This is a genomic window from Microbacterium sp. RG1 (genome assembly GCF_005347485.1).
GTDB lineage: Bacteria > Actinomycetota > Actinomycetes > Actinomycetales > Microbacteriaceae > Microbacterium > Microbacterium binotii_A.
The window spans coordinates 1,641,531-1,653,667 of the sequence record NZ_CP034121.1 but is presented as its reverse complement, the minus strand read 5'-3'; the positions used below and the strand labels follow the sequence as shown (position 1 = coordinate 1,653,667).

Genomic DNA, 12,137 nt, shown 5'->3' with positions numbered 1-12,137 from the left:
AGCGTCGCGGTCGATATCATGGGCTCATGACCACCCCTCACACCCTGATCCTGCTGCGCCACGGCCAAAGCCAGTGGAACGAGCTCAACCTCTTCACCGGATGGGTCGACGTGCGCCTGACCGACCAGGGCAAGGCCGAGGCCGCCCGTGGCGGCGAGCTGCTCGCCGAGGCAGGCCTGCTGCCCGATGTCGTCCACACGTCGCTGCTGAGCCGTGCGATCCAGACCGCCAACCTCGCGCTCGACGCCGCCGACCGCCTGTGGATCCCCGTCAAGCGCACCTGGCGGCTCAACGAGCGCCACTACGGCGCGCTGCAGGGCAAGGACAAGGCCGAGACCCTCGCCGAGTTCGGCCAGGAGCAGTTCATGCTGTGGCGTCGTTCGTTCGACGTTCCGCCGCCGCCGCTCGATGACGCATCCGAGTTCAGCCAGGTGAACGACCCGCGCTACGTCGGGATCGACGGCGAGGTGCCGCGCACCGAGTCGCTCAAGCTCGTGATCGACCGACTCCTGCCGTACTGGAGCGAGTCCATCGTCCCCGACCTCACCGCCGGCAAGACGGTGCTCGTCGCCGCCCACGGCAACTCGCTCCGCGGCCTCGTGAAGCACCTCGAGGGAATCAGCGACGACGACATCGCCGAGCTCAACATCCCGACCGGAATCCCGCTGGTGTACCGCCTCGACGAGAACCTGCAGGCGCTGGGCAAGGGCGAGTACCTCGACCCCGAAGCAGCCGCGGCGGGCGCTGCCGCCGTCGCCAACCAGGGCAAGTAAGCCGAGATAGGAAAAGGGCCCGGATGCATGATGCATCCGGGCCCTTCCCGTCTGTGAGCCGTGTCAGATCTGCGGTTCGGCCTCGGGCTGGGGGGCCCAGTCGCCCGTCGCCAGGTAGACGATCTTCTTCGCGACCGAGACCGCGTGGTCGCCGAAACGCTCGTGGTAACGGCTCGCCAGCGTCGCGTCGACCGTCGCGGCCGCCTCGCCCTGCCAGGACTCGCTGAGCACCTTCTCGAAGACGCTGACGTGCAGCTCGTCCAGCTTGTCGTCCTCGTTGCGCAGCTGCTCGGCCAGATCCAGGTCGCGCGTGCGCAGCAGCTCGGTGAGCTTGCGCGCCACGTCGACGTCGATCTCGCCCATCTTGGTGAAGGTCCCCTTCAGGCCCTTCGGGATGGCGCGGTCGGGGAAACGCATGCGGGTCAGCTGCGCGATGTGCTCGGCGATGTCGCCCATGCGCTCGAGTGACGCACTGATGCGCAGCGCCGAGACGACCGTGCGCAGGTCGCTCGCGACGGGCTGCTGACGCGCCAGGATGTCGATGGCCAGCTCGTCGAGCTCGATCGCCTTGTCGTCGATCACCGAGTCGTTGTCGATGACCTCTTCGGCGAGCGCGACGTCGCTCGTGCCGAACGCCCTCGTCGCCTTCTCGATGGCCTCGGTGACGAGCTCGGAGATCTCGACGAGCCGGACACGGACCTCATCGAGGGACTGCTGGAAAACCTCGCGCATGAAACAGGCACCTTCCTGGGGTGGTCGTGGGCGGCACGGGACGGGCCCGGGCGATTCTCGCCGTCGAAGGTTAACGAACGGTGCCGCGGGAGTGAATGTTACCCGCGGCAGGGCCCCGGGAGGCGCCCGAGACGGGGTGCGGGTTCAGCATCCATTTACGCTGGAGCCATGAACTCGTCGCAGCTCGCGCTGCTGGCCCTGGTCATGGGCGTCGTCCTCGGGGCGTCGATCACCCTCCTGATCATCGGCGCGATGCGCGCGCGGGCCCGCGTCGAGGCGCGCAACTCGACGGCCGTACCGGAGGGCGTTCCGGACGTCCTCGCCGCGATGGACGACAGCGCGCTGGTGGTGGACGGTTCGGGAACGGTGCGTGCCGCATCCGCATCCGCAGAGGCCTTCGGGATCCACGTCGACGAGGTCGTGCCCGACGAACGCATCCGTGACCTCGCTCGCGCGGTGCGCGCGGGAGGGATCAGCACGGCGAGCCTGACGCTGCGCCGCTCCTCCTCTCCCGCGGAACCCCGCCTCGTCTCGGCCCGCGCGACGACCATCTCGCCGAAGCTCGTCCTCATCGTCATCCGCGACATCACCGAGCGCGAGCGGGTCGAGCAGATGCGCCGTGACTTCGTTGCGAACACCTCCCACGAGCTGAAGACGCCCGTGGGGGCGGTGAGTCTGCTCGCGGAGGCGATCGAGTCGGCGGCGGACGATCCCGCGCAGGTGCGTATCTTCGCCGGCCGCCTGAGCGCCGAGGCGCAGCGGCTGGCTTCGTTGACCTCTCGTGTCATGAACCTCTCCCGGCTGCAGTCCGCGGACGAACTCGCCGAGGTCGGCGACGTGTCGGTGGACTCCGTCGTGACCGCCGCGATCGAGGCCCACGCGCTGGCCGCCGGCTCCTCCGGGGTCACGGTCGTTCGCGGCGGCACACGAGGTTTGTACGTGCGCGGCGACACGCAGATCCTCACCGAAGCGCTCGGCAACCTGGTGGCCAACGCGATCGCATACTCTCCCGGCGGTTCGAGCGTCGGCATCGGTGTGAAGCAGGTGCACAACGCCGTGGAGATCGCGGTCACCGATCGGGGCATCGGCATCTCCGAGGCCGATCAGCAACGCGTGTTCGAGCGCTTCTTCCGATCGGACCAGGCACGCTCCCGCCGCACCGGTGGCACGGGGTTGGGGCTGTCGATCGTGAAGCACGCGGTTCAGCGGCACGGCGGCGAGGTGCGCGTGTGGTCGCGCGTCGGACGCGGCTCGACGTTCACCATCCAGCTTCCGATCGCGATGCCTCCCGACGACCTCGAGGCCGTGACGCCCCGCGGCCGGCGCCGCCCCAAGAAGACCAAGAAGACCCCCGCCGCGTCCACAGCCGCGGCACCGAACCCGAACGGAGTCACCGAATGACCCGCGTCCTGATCGTCGAGGACGAGCCCGACCTCGCCGACCCGCTCGCCTACCTGCTTCGCAGGGAGGGGTTCGAGGTCGAGATCGCCGAAGACGGCGCCGTCGCGCTCTCCGCGTTCCGCGAACGCGGCGCCGATATCGTGCTGCTCGATCTCATGCTGCCCGGCATGCCCGGCACCGAGGTATGCCGTCAGATCCGCACGGTCTCGTCCGTGCCGATCATCATGCTGACCGCCAAGGACAGCGAGGTCGACATCGTCGTGGGACTGGAGCTCGGCGCCGATGACTACGTCACCAAGCCGTACTCGGCACGCGAACTCCTGGCGCGGATGCGGGCGGTGCTGCGCCGCTTCGCCCAGGTGGAGGCCGACCTCGACGAGCGCGTCCTCCAAGGCGGACGGGTGACACTGGACATCGACCGCCACACCGTGACCGTGGGCGGCGACGAGATCAACATGCCGCTCAAGGAGTTCGAGCTCCTCGAGGTACTGATGCGCAACGCCGGTCGCGTGCTGACCCGGGGGCAGCTCATCGACCGTGTCTGGGGCACCGACTACTTCGGTGACACGAAGACCCTCGACGTGCACATCAAGCGCATCCGCTCGCGCATCGAGCAGAACCCGAGCGATCCGGTCATGCTGGTGACCGTCCGCGGACTGGGCTACCGGTTCGAGGCCTGAGGCGACGACGAAGGGCGGGGCACCCGGAGGTGTCCCGCCCTTTCGTGTGCGCTGCGCTCAGGGCACGAGCGGCGTCAGGTAGTCGAGGTCGCCGTTGAGGACGGGGATTTCCACGCGGGCGCCTTCGCCGTCGCCGGACTGGAAGAAGATCGGAACGGTCGAGCCGGGGTGGGCGTCGAGGTCCTCGATCAGCAGCGGATCGGTGTCCTCGGTGCCGAGGCTCACCGTGTCGCCGGCGGGGACGCGCACGGTCAGCTTGACGGCGTTCTCGCCGACCTCGAGGTTCAGCACCTGCGAGGAGTCGCTCTCGTTGACGATCGCGGCGACGAAGTTGCCCTCGGTGCCCTCGTCGTTGGCGACGATGAGCGCGTTGCGCACGGCGAGCGGTCCGCTCGAAGCCGGCACGTTGAGTCCGTCGGCGGGGGAGTACTGGATCGTCGTGCTCTGCGGCGAGAGCATGGCGCAGCCGCTCGTTCCCAGTGCGACAGCAGCCGCCACGACGACGGACGCGATCAGGCGCGTTTTCACGGTTCCTCCCGGTTGCAGACGGCTTCCCCAGCATTCTACGGGGTCCGGCCCGCCCATCCCGTTCCGCGCCCCTCGCGGGCCGCTGTTCCTCCGCGCGCGTCGCGAGACGCACCCGCCCGCGACGGGCGCGAGACGCACCCGCCCGCGCGAAGAGCGGGTGAACTGGATCCCGCATCCGATGGCGCGACACTTCTCCGCATCCGCGACAGGCGATGTCAGGCGCATCTGCGCAAAGGTGTGGCAACTGCGCACATGCGACGCAACTCGGGGGATGGAGTGAGCGGCGGGGGCTCCGGGAACGCACGTCTCCGTGTGCGCGCGTTCGCGTGTACGCGGGGATCAGGGGTGGGGTGTGAGGGCGCGAACCCTAGCGCATTCGGCCCTGTGGTATCCTGGTCGTTGCCGAAAGGACATAACTCCATGCTTTTTGAGGTTGGCGAAACGGTCGTCTATCCGCACCACGGTGCCGCGACCATCATCGAGGTCAAGGAACGCGTCATCAAGGGCGAGACCAAGAAGTACTTGAAGCTCAACGTCACCCAAGGCGATCTGGTCATCGAGGTTCCGGCGGACAACGTCGACCTCGTGGGTGTGCGCGACGTGATCGGCAAGGACGGCCTCGAGCGCGTCTTCGAGGTCCTGCGTGCTCCCTTCACCGAGGAGCCGACCAACTGGTCGCGCCGCTACAAGGCGAACCTCGAGAAGCTCGCTTCGGGCGATGTGATCAAGGTCAGCGAGGTCGTCCGCGACCTGTGGCGCCGCGATCAGGACCGTGGTCTGTCCGCGGGGGAGAAGCGCATGCTCGCCAAGGCCAAGCAGATCCTCGTCTCCGAGCTCGCCCTCGCCGAGAAGACGGACGAGGAGAAGGCCAGCGTCCTGCTCGAAGAGGTTCTCGCCAGCTGACGAAAGGCGCCTTCGTGCCTCAGCCCGTGCCGCGCATCGCGGTCGTGGTCGTCGCCGGCGGGTCCGGTACCCGTCTCGGTGAAGAAGTTCCCAAGGCATTCGTCGGGATCGACGCGCACACGATGCTGCGGCACGCCCTCGACGGCGTCTTCCGCAGCGGACTCGACGCCCAGGTGGTCGTCGTCGCTCCCGCGGAGCGCACGGGAGAAGCCCTGACGGAAGCGCTCGCCGCCGCGGGGGATGCCCGTGAACGGGTGAGCGTCGTCGCCGGCGGCAGCACCCGTCAGAAGTCGGTCGCCGCGGGCCTGGCAGCCCTCTGGGGCGACATCGAGATCGTGCTCGTGCACGATGCGGCCCGCGCGCTGACACCCCCCGAGGTCTTTACCCGGATCGTGGAGGCCGTCGAACGGACCGGGTGGGGTGCTGTTCCCGTTCTCCCCGTGGTCGACACGATCAAGCGTGTCGACGGCGACGAGATCATCGGCGTGGTCGATCGCTCCGAGCTGGGGGCGGCGCAGACCCCGCAGGGATTCCGACGCGACGTCCTGAGTGCGGCCTACGCCGTCGCCGACGCCGAGTTCACGGATGATGCCGCGCTCGTCGCCGCAGCGGGTCACCGTATCGCGGCCGTCGCGGGCGACGCGCTCGGCTTCAAGATCACGCATCCCGCCGACCTCGAGCGCGCACGCGCACTTCTGACGCCGGCCATCGAGCACCCGGTTCATCTGCAGCAGCCGGCACCCGCGCCGCGCGTGGGCGTCGGCACGGACGTCCACGCGTTCGCCGGAGACGGGGAGCTGTGGCTCGCGGGACTGCACTGGCCGGGCGAACCGGCCCTGTCCGGGCATTCGGACGGGGATGCGGTCGCTCACGCCGTCGTCGACGCCGTGCTGGCGGCGGCGGGTCTCGGCGACATCGGCACGCACTTCGGGGTCGACCGCCCCGAGTACGCGGACGCGCACGCCGACGCGTTCCTTGCTCGCACCCGCGCCCTGGTCGGCGAGGCGGGGTGGGTGATCGGCAACGTGTCGGTGCAGGTGCAGACCACGCGTCCGCGGTTCGCCCCTCGGCGTCGCGAAGCGGAGGCTGCGTTGAGCGAAGCGCTGGGCGCTCCCGTATCCGTGTCGGCCACGACGACCGACGGCCTCGGTTTCGAGGGGCGTGGCGAGGGCGTCTTCGCGGTCGCCGTCGCGATGCTGCTGCCCGCGCAGTGACCGATCAGATCGCGCGCGTGAAGTAGAGCGACAGCGGATCGTCGCGGTAGTTCGCGAACGGCTCGCAGCGGACGAAGCCCTCGCTCTCGTAGAGGCGCACCGCGGGCACGAACTCCGGTGTGCTGCCGGTCTCGAGCCACACGCTCGTCAGTCCCATCGCTGCCGCTTCGCCGAGGATGTGGCGAAGGATGCCACGCCCGACGCCCGTTCCGCGGAAGGCGTCGGCGACCCGCATCGACTTCAGCTCGCCGCGGTCGCCGCCCCACCGCTTGAGAGCGCCGATGCCCGCGAGCTCACCGTCGGACCACGCAGACCAGAAGGTGACGTCGGGGTCGCTCAGCCCGGTGGCGTCCAGTGCGTGCACGCTCTCGGCGGGCGTGCCGGCGTGCATGGCGGCGAGGTGCGAGGTCACGAGATCGTGCGCTGCGCCGCGGGTCGGATCGTCGATGCGGTAGTCGAGCATGGTCATCCTTCGAGGGGGAAAGGTTCGGGATCTCGCCGGCGCGAGCCCCAGGCCAGCACCACGAGACCGACGGTGAGTACCGCGATGCCGATGACGGATGCGGTGCCGAGATGCTCTCCGAGCACGACGAGCCCGAGCAGGGTGGCGGTGATGGGTTCGGCGAGCGTCAGCGTCGCGGCGGTCGCCGCGGTGAGGCGCTGCAGGCCCCAGGTGAACAGCGTGTACGCGACCGCGATCGTCGCGAGCCCCAGCCAGAGCGCGACGGCGACGCCGCTGGGCTCGGCGAGCCAGCCGAACGAGGCGAACGGGAGCATGAACAGGGAACTGATCGCGGAACCGGCGCCCATCGCGCCGGCGACGGTGAACGGATCCCACCCGGTCGACATCAGCCGGCGCTGCGCGTTCGCGAAGACGGCGAACGCCGCACCGGCACCCAGCGACCCGAGCACGCCGAGGGGGTCCGCCGAACCGGAGCCGCCGCCGGCGAACGCCAGTAGTGCGACCCCGGTCGTGGCGAGCGCCGTCGCCACGAGCCACGTCGGTCGGGGGAGGCGTCGTGTGATCGCCCATTCGATGAGCCCCGCCATCACCGGCGCGGATCCGAGCGCGATGACGGTGCCCACGGCGACGCCGCCGCGCGCCGTGCCCAGGAAGAACAGCGGCTGATACGCCGCGAGGCAGACGCCGGTCAGCGCCATGAGGACGAAAGCGCGCGCGGTCAGCGGGGGAGACGTGACGCCCGTCGCGCGTCGGTGCCGGCGGGCGAGGGCGAAGCCGATCACCGCCAGCGCGGTGCCGCCGATCAGCAGACGCACCGCGCCGACGCTCAGGGGCGTCGTTCCGTCGGGACCCAACGCCTGCGAGGTGCCCGTCGTGCCGAACAGCACAGCCGCAGCGAGGACGGCGAACACGGGCAGCATCCTCCCTTTCTACCGCCGTCATGTGTCGGGGTGGTGACACGGCCCCGCCGGTAGGCTGGTGGAGTGACGGTCCGGCTCTACGACACCCAGGCGCAGGCGCTGCGCGATTTCGCGCCCCTGGAGGACGGCAACGTCACGATGTACGTCTGCGGGCCCACCGTGCAGTCCGGCCCGCACATCGGTCACGTGCGAGCTGCGCTGAGCTTCGATCTGCTGCGCCGCTGGCTCGCGCATCGGTTCGGCCGCGTGACGTTCGTGCGCAACGTCACCGACATCGACGACAAGGTGCTCGCGAACGCGACGCCCGCGGAGCCGTGGTGGGCGCTCGCCTACCGTATGGAGCTCGCCTTCAGTCAGGCCTATGCCGCGGTCGGCATCCTCGCGCCGACGTACGAACCGCGAGCCACCGCATCCATCCCGCAGATGATCGAGCTGATCGCGCTGCTCATCGAGCGCGGCCACGCGTATCCGGCGCCTGACGGATCCGGCGACGTGTACTTCGACGTGCGGTCATGGCCCGCCTACGGCGCGCTCACGCACCAGGATGTCGACGCGATGGAAGCGGCGGCGGATGCGGACCCTCGCGGCAAGCGCGACCCGCACGACTTCGCGCTGTGGAAGGGCGCCAAGGACGGCGAGCCGGCGGATGCGCGGTGGGCGTCGCCGTGGGGAGAGGGACGCCCGGGCTGGCACATCGAATGCTCGGCGATGTCGCGCCGGTACCTCGGTCCTCGTTTCGACATCCACGGCGGCGGTCTCGACCTGCGCTTCCCGCATCACGAGAACGAGCTCGCGCAGTCCACGGCAGCGGGCGATGCGTTCGCCCAGTACTGGGTGCACAACGGTCTCGTCACCGTCGACGGCCAGAAGATGTCGAAGTCGCTCGGCAACTTCACCCTCGCCGCTGACGTGCTCACCGAGCGCGACCCGCTCGTCGTTCGCTATGCGCTCGCCGCCGCGCACTACCGCTCGAGCCTCGATGTCTCCGGCAAGGCCTTCGACGAGGCGGAGGCGGCGCTCGATCGCGTCCGCACCTTCCTCGAACGCGCCGAGCGCGTGGGTGCGGGGGCGGAGACGGCGGTGGTTCCCGAAGCGTTCGCCGCGGCGCTGGATGACGACCTCGGCGTCCCGCAGGCTCTCGGCGTCCTTCATGAGACGGTGCGTGCAGGAAACGCGGCACTGGATGAGGGAGACTCGGAGAACGCGCGTCGCCGCGCGGCCGAGGTCATCGCCATGACCGACATCCTCGGCATCAACCCGCTCGACGAGCGGTGGCGCAAGAGCGCGGCGGGTCCCGAAGCGGGAGCCCTGGACGCGCTCGTGCGCGTCATGATCGACCAACGCGCCCAGGCGCGAGCAGACAAGGACTGGGCGAGCGCCGACCGGGTGCGCGATGCGATCGCGGCCGCCGGCATCGTCCTCGAAGACGGTCCCGAGGGGACCCATTGGAGTGTGAAACGTGGCTAAGCCGGGAAACCCGTCAGCCGGACGCGGCAAGAAGAAGGGCCCCACGAAGGGCACCGGCGGCAAGAACCGCCGTTCGCTCGAGGGCCGCGGCCCGACACCGAAGGCGGAGGACCGCGCCTGGCACCCCGCGGGTAAGCGCAAGGCCGCGCAGGAGCGCTTCGTCGCGGCCGGGGGCAAGGCCGCCCCGCGCATCGCAGGCCAGAACCGCACACCGCGCTCGAAGCAGAACGACGACACGGAGACGGTCACCGGCCGCAACTCGGTGCTGGAAGCGTTGCGCGCCCGCATCCCGGCGACCGCGTTCTACATCGCGCAGCGCGTCGAGATGGACGACCGCGTCAAGGAGATGCTCTCGATCGCGACGCATCGTGAGATCCCCGTGCTGGAGGTCACGCGCCAGGAGCTGGACCGCATGGCCGGCTTCGACGGCGTGCACCAGGGTGTCGCGCTGAAGGTGCCTCCGTATGAGTACGCGCACCCTCAGGACCTGCTCGAGCAGATCATCGACCGCGACGAGCTGCCGTTGATCGTGGCACTCGACGGTGTGACGGACCCCCGCAACCTGGGTGCCATCATCCGCTCCACGGCCGCGTTCGGCGGTCAGGGCCTGATCATTCCGCAGCGTCGCAGCGCGGGTGTCAACTCTGCCGCATGGAAGACGAGCGCGGGAGCGGCAGCGCGCCTCCCCGTCGCCATGGCGGCGAACCTCACGACGACGCTCAAGGAGTTCAAGAAGCAGGGCGTGTTCGTACTCGGCCTCGACGGCGGCGGTGATGTGGCGCTTCCGGCCCTGCAGCTGGCAGACCGTCCCGTCGTGATCGTCGTCGGCTCCGAGGGCAAGGGGCTCTCGCGCCTGGTGACCGAGACATGCGACCAGATCGTGTCGATCCCGATCTCCGCCGCGACCGAGTCCCTGAACGCGGGGATCGCCGCATCCGTCGCGCTCTACCAGGTCGCCACGCTACGGTCGGCCTGACAGCCACCCCCGACCGAAGGAGCATCCATGTCTCGCATCGCCGTTCTCGGAGGAACCGGCTACGCCGGTAGCCACATCGTCGCAGAGGCGGTCCGACGCGGGCATACGGTGCTCTCGGTCGCGCGCACCGTCCCCGCCGAACGCGTCGAGGGCGCGGTCTACGTCGAGGCCACGCTGCTGGATGTCCCCACCCTCGTGAACGAGCTGCTCGGTGTGGATGTCGTCGTCTCGGCCGTGGCCGCGCGCGGCGACATGCTCGGCGCGCTCCGCCCGGCGATCGAGCAGCTGCTCTCGGTGCTGCCCGAGGACGTGCGCATCGGCGTCATCGGCGGCGCGGGCGGCAGTCTCGTCGCCGAGGGCGGCCCGCGTCTCGTCGACACCGAGAGCTTCGCGGAGGAGTACAAGCCCGAAGCGCTCGAGGCGATCGGCATCCTCGAAGACCTCCAGACGCGCGCGGGCGACCGCGACTGGTTCTACATCCACCCCGCAGGCGGTTTCGGCGCGTGGGCGCCGGGGGAGCGCACGGGCTCGTATCGTGACGGCGGGGACGTGCTCGTCGTCGATGACAACGGCGACTCGTTCATCTCGGGCGCCGACCTCGCCGTGGCTGTGCTCGACGAGATCGAGACGCCGCGTCACTCGCGGGAGCGCTTCACCGTCGGCTACTGAACCGGCGTGATCGGATGCGGCGAGCCGCCGACCGTGATCAGACCAGGTCTCGCCAGTCGATCGCCTCATCCTCATCGTCGTCCGCGTCGCGAGGCACGTAGTCGTCGCGCAGCACGGGGATGATCGACGTCGCCTCGGTGGGCGGACCCACCACGGTGGCCTCGTCACGGCGGTGACGCAGGACGTCGTCGATGTAGCTCGTGAGCACCTCCGCGAGCGGCACGGAGCGGCCCCGAGCCTGCGACATGTACCAGCTGTGCTCCAGAACCTGGTGGTAGACCTCCGCGGGCTCCAGCTTGGAGCGCAGATCGAAGGGGATGGCTTTGACGACCGGCTCGAACTTCCGCGTGAGCCATTCGTGGGCGACCATCTCCTCGTCGGAGCCCACGCGGGAGATGCGTGCACGGAACTCGTCGAGGTCGTTGAGGAGTCGCCGCGCCTGGTTCTCCTCGACGTCGAGACCGGTCAGGCGCAGCAGACGGCGTTGATGGTGTCCGGCGTCGACGACCTTGGGCTGGATGGAGACGAGGGCGCCGTCAGTCGCCGTGTCGATCGACATCTCCCCGATGTCGAACCCGAGCGCGTTCAGCCGCTGCACCCGCTCGGTGATCCGCCACGACTCCGCTGCGGAGAAGCTCTCCTTGTCGGTCAGTGCCGCCCAGAGCGATCGGTACGAGGAGACGATGCCGTCGGCGATGTCGAGCGCGTCGACGTCACCGGCCAGACGACCGCCGGCGGCGAGATCCATGATCTCGCCGGCGATGTTCGTGCGCGCCACATCCAGGTCGTGCTCGCGCTGACCCCGCGTCAGGCCGCCTTCGTGAAGCTCGCCCGTCTCGGCATCCACGAGATACGCGGCGAAGGCGCCCGCATCCCGTCGGAAGAGGGTGTTTGAGAGCGAGACGTCGCCCCAGAAGAACCCCACGTTGTGCAGACGCACGAGGAGGACCGCGAGGGCGTCGACGAGGCGCGAGGCGGTGTTCGGGCGCAGCACCTGGGTGAACAGGGCGCGGTACGGCAGTGAGAACTTGAGGTGGGCGGTCACCAGGGCCGCCGGCAGCGGGTGGCCGGCCGCATCCGTCCGCCCGTCGATCACAGCGAAACGGTCGACGCACGGGACGTCGAGGCGGGCGAGGTTTCCGAGCATGTCGTACTCGCGCCGCGCCATCTCACCAGTGGTCTCCTTGACGGCGATGACCTTGCCGCTGAGGGTCGAGAAGCGCACCAGGTGGCGTGAGAGGCCCTTGGGGAGCTGCACGATGTCGTTGCTGGACCAGTCCGCGAGCGGCGTGCTCCATGGCAGCGTCAGCAGCGCGGGATCGATCGCACTGGCCGTGATCGTCAGCGAATCCGCCATGGTGTCCCTCCACATATGTCGCGGCGCGACGGATCCGGGTGGATCCGCCGCGCC

General features: G+C 69.6%; 13 protein-coding genes. 8 read left to right on the top strand and 5 right to left on the bottom strand.

The window, feature by feature from the left end:
- Positions 1-26: 26 nt before the first annotated feature.
- Positions 27-773 carry a phosphoglyceromutase gene (locus EHF32_RS07985; RefSeq protein ID WP_137417681.1) on the top strand — a complete coding sequence of 249 codons (747 nt, stop codon included), beginning with the start codon at positions 27-29 and terminating at the stop codon, positions 771-773.
- Positions 774-836: 63 nt separating this feature from the next.
- On the opposite strand, the gene phoU is transcribed toward EHF32_RS07985, so the two are convergent.
- Positions 837-1,505, bottom strand: coding sequence for a phosphate signaling complex protein PhoU (phoU, locus tag EHF32_RS07980; RefSeq protein ID WP_137417680.1), 669 nt, complete (start codon positions 1,503-1,505; stop codon positions 837-839).
- A gap of 168 nt (positions 1,506-1,673) precedes the next feature.
- Here phoU and EHF32_RS07975 point away from each other — a divergent pair, with 168 nt between their 5' ends.
- The gene (locus EHF32_RS07975) at positions 1,674-2,906 is read left to right on the top strand and encodes a sensor histidine kinase (RefSeq protein WP_137417679.1); all 1,233 of its coding nucleotides are present in this window, start codon (positions 1,674-1,676) and stop codon (positions 2,904-2,906) included.
- Positions 2,903-3,586, top strand: a complete 684-nt coding sequence (locus EHF32_RS07970) for a response regulator transcription factor (RefSeq protein ID WP_137417678.1) — start codon at positions 2,903-2,905, stop codon at positions 3,584-3,586. Before EHF32_RS07975 ends, EHF32_RS07970 begins: the two co-directional genes overlap by 4 nt.
- Before the next feature lie 57 nt (positions 3,587-3,643).
- Here the strand turns inward: EHF32_RS07970 and EHF32_RS07965 are convergent, their stop codons facing one another.
- Positions 3,644-4,114 carry a DNA modification methylase gene (locus EHF32_RS07965; RefSeq protein ID WP_137417677.1) on the bottom strand — a complete coding sequence of 157 codons (471 nt, stop codon included), beginning with the start codon at positions 4,112-4,114 and terminating at the stop codon, positions 3,644-3,646.
- 420 nt (positions 4,115-4,534) lie between these two features.
- On the opposite strand from EHF32_RS07965, the gene EHF32_RS07960 reads away from it, so the two are divergent.
- Positions 4,535-5,017 (top strand): CarD family transcriptional regulator, encoded by a 483-nt coding sequence (locus EHF32_RS07960; RefSeq protein WP_137417676.1) that lies wholly within the window; start codon positions 4,535-4,537, stop codon positions 5,015-5,017.
- Between the two features lie 14 nt (positions 5,018-5,031).
- Positions 5,032-6,231 (top strand): 2-C-methyl-D-erythritol 4-phosphate cytidylyltransferase, encoded by a 1,200-nt coding sequence (gene ispD / locus EHF32_RS07955; protein WP_137417675.1) that lies wholly within the window; start codon positions 5,032-5,034, stop codon positions 6,229-6,231.
- Positions 6,232-6,235: 4 nt separating this feature from the next.
- Here the strand turns inward: ispD and EHF32_RS07950 are convergent, their stop codons facing one another.
- The gene (locus EHF32_RS07950) at positions 6,236-6,694 is read right to left on the bottom strand and encodes a GNAT family N-acetyltransferase (protein ID WP_192900624.1); all 459 of its coding nucleotides are present in this window, start codon (positions 6,692-6,694) and stop codon (positions 6,236-6,238) included.
- Positions 6,695-6,696: 2 nt separating this feature from the next.
- Complete coding sequence (locus EHF32_RS07945) at positions 6,697-7,614, bottom strand: DMT family transporter (RefSeq protein ID WP_137417673.1); 918 nt, start codon at positions 7,612-7,614, stop codon at positions 6,697-6,699.
- 63 nt (positions 7,615-7,677) lie between these two features.
- On the opposite strand from EHF32_RS07945, the gene cysS reads away from it, so the two are divergent.
- The 3 genes from cysS to EHF32_RS07930 are packed head-to-tail and all read left to right on the top strand — an operon-like array spanning position 7,678 to position 10,726.
- Positions 7,678-9,081, top strand: a complete 1,404-nt coding sequence (gene cysS, locus EHF32_RS07940; protein WP_137417672.1) for a cysteine--tRNA ligase — start codon at positions 7,678-7,680, stop codon at positions 9,079-9,081.
- A complete protein-coding gene (gene rlmB, locus EHF32_RS07935) occupies positions 9,074-10,057 on the top strand; it encodes a 23S rRNA (guanosine(2251)-2'-O)-methyltransferase RlmB (protein ID WP_137417671.1) in 984 nt (327 codons plus the stop codon). Before cysS ends, rlmB begins: the two co-directional genes overlap by 8 nt.
- Before the next feature lie 27 nt (positions 10,058-10,084).
- Positions 10,085-10,726 carry an NAD(P)-dependent oxidoreductase gene (locus EHF32_RS07930; protein ID WP_137417670.1) on the top strand — a complete coding sequence of 214 codons (642 nt, stop codon included), beginning with the start codon at positions 10,085-10,087 and terminating at the stop codon, positions 10,724-10,726.
- A gap of 37 nt (positions 10,727-10,763) precedes the next feature.
- Here EHF32_RS07930 and EHF32_RS07925 read toward each other — a convergent pair whose 3' ends face one another.
- Positions 10,764-12,083, bottom strand: coding sequence for a DUF4032 domain-containing protein (locus EHF32_RS07925; protein WP_137417669.1), 1,320 nt, complete (start codon positions 12,081-12,083; stop codon positions 10,764-10,766).
- Positions 12,084-12,137 lie beyond the last annotated feature (54 nt).

Bases quoted from the DNA above. Each gene is read 5' to 3' on its own strand.
- EHF32_RS07985 (WP_137417681.1), top strand. From the start codon at position 27: ATGACCACCCCTCACACCCTGATCCTGCTGCGCCACGGCCAAAGCCAG.
- phoU (WP_137417680.1), bottom strand. From the start codon at position 1,505: ATGCGCGAGGTTTTCCAGCAGTCCCTCGATGAGGTCCGTGTCCGGCTC.
- EHF32_RS07975 (WP_137417679.1), top strand. From the start codon at position 1,674: ATGAACTCGTCGCAGCTCGCGCTGCTGGCCCTGGTCATGGGCGTCGTC.
- EHF32_RS07970 (WP_137417678.1), top strand. From the start codon at position 2,903: ATGACCCGCGTCCTGATCGTCGAGGACGAGCCCGACCTCGCCGACCCG.
- EHF32_RS07960 (WP_137417676.1), top strand. From the start codon at position 4,535: ATGCTTTTTGAGGTTGGCGAAACGGTCGTCTATCCGCACCACGGTGCC.
- EHF32_RS07950 (WP_192900624.1), bottom strand. From the start codon at position 6,694: ATGCTCGACTACCGCATCGACGATCCGACCCGCGGCGCAGCGCACGAT.
- EHF32_RS07945 (WP_137417673.1), bottom strand. From the start codon at position 7,614: ATGCTGCCCGTGTTCGCCGTCCTCGCTGCGGCTGTGCTGTTCGGCACG.
- EHF32_RS07930 (WP_137417670.1), top strand. From the start codon at position 10,085: ATGTCTCGCATCGCCGTTCTCGGAGGAACCGGCTACGCCGGTAGCCAC.
- EHF32_RS07925 (WP_137417669.1), bottom strand. From the start codon at position 12,083: ATGGCGGATTCGCTGACGATCACGGCCAGTGCGATCGATCCCGCGCTG.